The organism is Micrococcus sp. HSID17227 (genome assembly GCF_003989405.1).
In the GTDB taxonomy this organism is placed as follows: domain Bacteria; phylum Actinomycetota; class Actinomycetes; order Actinomycetales; family Micrococcaceae; genus Micrococcus; species Micrococcus luteus.
Genome location: NZ_RBLN01000347.1, coordinates 1 through 1880, shown reverse-complemented (window position 1 = coordinate 1880; position 1880 = coordinate 1). Strand labels below are relative to the sequence as shown.

Sequence of the window (1880 nt, the reverse complement as noted above, 5' to 3'; positions counted from 1 at the left end):
CCCGCGCGACGCCGTGCGCCATGGGCGAACCGCGCCGCCGCGACGTCGGGAGGGCGGGCGCGCCGCGCCGACGCGGATACGCTGGAGACATGAGCAACGACGCGCGCACGCCCGGATCCGACGACGGCCGCGACCCCCTGGAGGAGATGCTGCGGCAGCTCTTCGGCGGCCAGGGCCCCGACCCGGACGAAGTCCGACGCGCCATGGAGGGCCTGGGCGGCCCCGGCGGGGTGCCCTTCGACCCGTCCCAGCTGAATCCGGCCATGATGCAGCAGGCCATGGCCCAGTTCCAGGCGATGATGAGCTCCGGCTCCGGCTCGGACGGCCCCGTGAACTGGGCTCTGGCGAAGCAGGCCGCCCGCCAGGCCGTGGCCGGCGAGGACCCGGCCGTCGGCTCGTTCGCGCGACGCGAGGTGGACGAGGCGCTGCGGCTGGCCGAGCTGTGGCTCGACGGCGTCACGCAGACCGAGCCCGTCGGCAGCGTCGGCGTGGCCTGGTCCCGTGCCGAGTGGGTCGAGGCGACCATGGACCAGTGGCGCCGGCTCACCGAGCCCGTGGCCGTCTCGATGTCCCGCGCGATGTCCGCGGCCATCGAGCAGCAGCTGCCGGGCCAGCTCCCCGAGGGCATGGACGCCTCCCTGCTCGGCGGGCTGCAGCCCATGCTGAAGAACATGGGCGGCACGATGTTCGGCCTGCAGCTCGGCGGCGCCGTGGGCGCCCTGGGCAAGGAGGTGCTCTCGGGCACGGACATCGGCCTGCCCGTCGCCGGCCACCGTCTCGCCCTCGTCCCCGTGAACATCGAGGAGTTCGGCGACGGGCTTTCGGTGCCGGACGACCAGATCCGCATCTACCTGGCCCTGCGCGAGGCCGCACGCATGCGCCTGTTCCTGCACTCGCCGTGGCTCGAGCGGGACCTGTACGCCGCCGTCGAGCAGTACGCCGCGGGCATCCGCCTGGACACCGAGGGCATCGAGCGGGCCGCGCAGTCGGTGGACCCGATGGACCCCGGCTCCCTGCAGGCCGTGTTCGACGGGGCGTCCTTCATCGCCGCCCCGGACGCCACCCAGCAGGCCGCGCTGGACCAGCTGGAGCTGCTCGTCGCCCTCGTGGAGGGCTGGGTGGACGTGGTGGTCGCCGAGGCCGCGCGCCCGCTCGAGTCGGCGCCCGCCCTGCGCGAGACCATGAACCGCCGCCGCGCCTCGGGCGGCCCGGCCGAACAGGCCTTCGCCGCCCTCGTGGGCCTCGAGCTGCGCCCGCGCCGCCTGCGCGAGGCCGCCGCGTTCTGGGAGCACGTCACGGCCGAGCACGGCACGGAGTACCGCGAGGAGATCTGGCGCCATCCCGAGCGTCAGCCCACCGCGGAGGACCTCGAGGACCCCGCCGGGTACGCCGGGCGCCGCTCCGCCGCGGACGCCAGCACCGAGTCCCTCGACGACGAGCTGCGCAAGCTCCTCGAGGGCGGCTTCGGCGACGCGCCGCGCGAGGACTGAGCCCCTCCCGGCACGACGGCGGCGGGCGGTCCGGCACCACAGGGGTGGGCCGCCCGCCGTCGTGTCAGTCCGCATCCTCGTCCTCCGCCCACCGGTCCGGCGCCGTGCGACCGCGGCCCTCGGCGAAGGTGACCCCCTCGAGGAAGGCCATCGCCTCGGCGTAGCGCGGGTACCGGTCCACGAGGCGTCGGAAGGCCGGGCCGTGTCCGGACTCCAGCAGATGGGCCAGCTCGTGGACGAGCACCGCCGCCACCACCCAGTCCGGCATGCCGCGCAGCTGCGTCGAGAGCCGGATGGTGCCGCGCGCGGGCGTGCACGAGCCCCAGCGGCGGCGCTGCCGGGCCGACCACGTGACCGAGACCGGACGGGCCCGGATCGGAAGGCCGCCGG

2 protein-coding genes are annotated in these 1880 nt (G+C 75.6%); one reads left to right on the top strand and one right to left on the bottom strand.

The window, feature by feature from the left end; all coding sequences use genetic code 11:
• Positions 1 to 89: 89 nt before the first annotated feature.
• Positions 90 to 1490, top strand: coding sequence for a zinc-dependent metalloprotease (locus tag D8M29_RS11640; RefSeq protein ID WP_060974198.1), 1401 nt, complete (start codon positions 90 to 92; stop codon positions 1488 to 1490).
• Between the two features lie 64 nt (positions 1491 to 1554).
• Here the strand turns inward: D8M29_RS11640 and D8M29_RS11635 are convergent.
• Positions 1555 to 1880 (bottom strand): M48 family metallopeptidase (locus D8M29_RS11635; RefSeq protein ID WP_148111605.1); only part of this gene is annotated, 326 nt, incomplete at its 5' end.

Bases quoted from the DNA above. Each gene is read 5' to 3' on its own strand.
- D8M29_RS11640 (WP_060974198.1), top strand. From the start codon at position 90: ATGAGCAACGACGCGCGCACGCCCGGATCCGACGACGGCCGCGACCCC.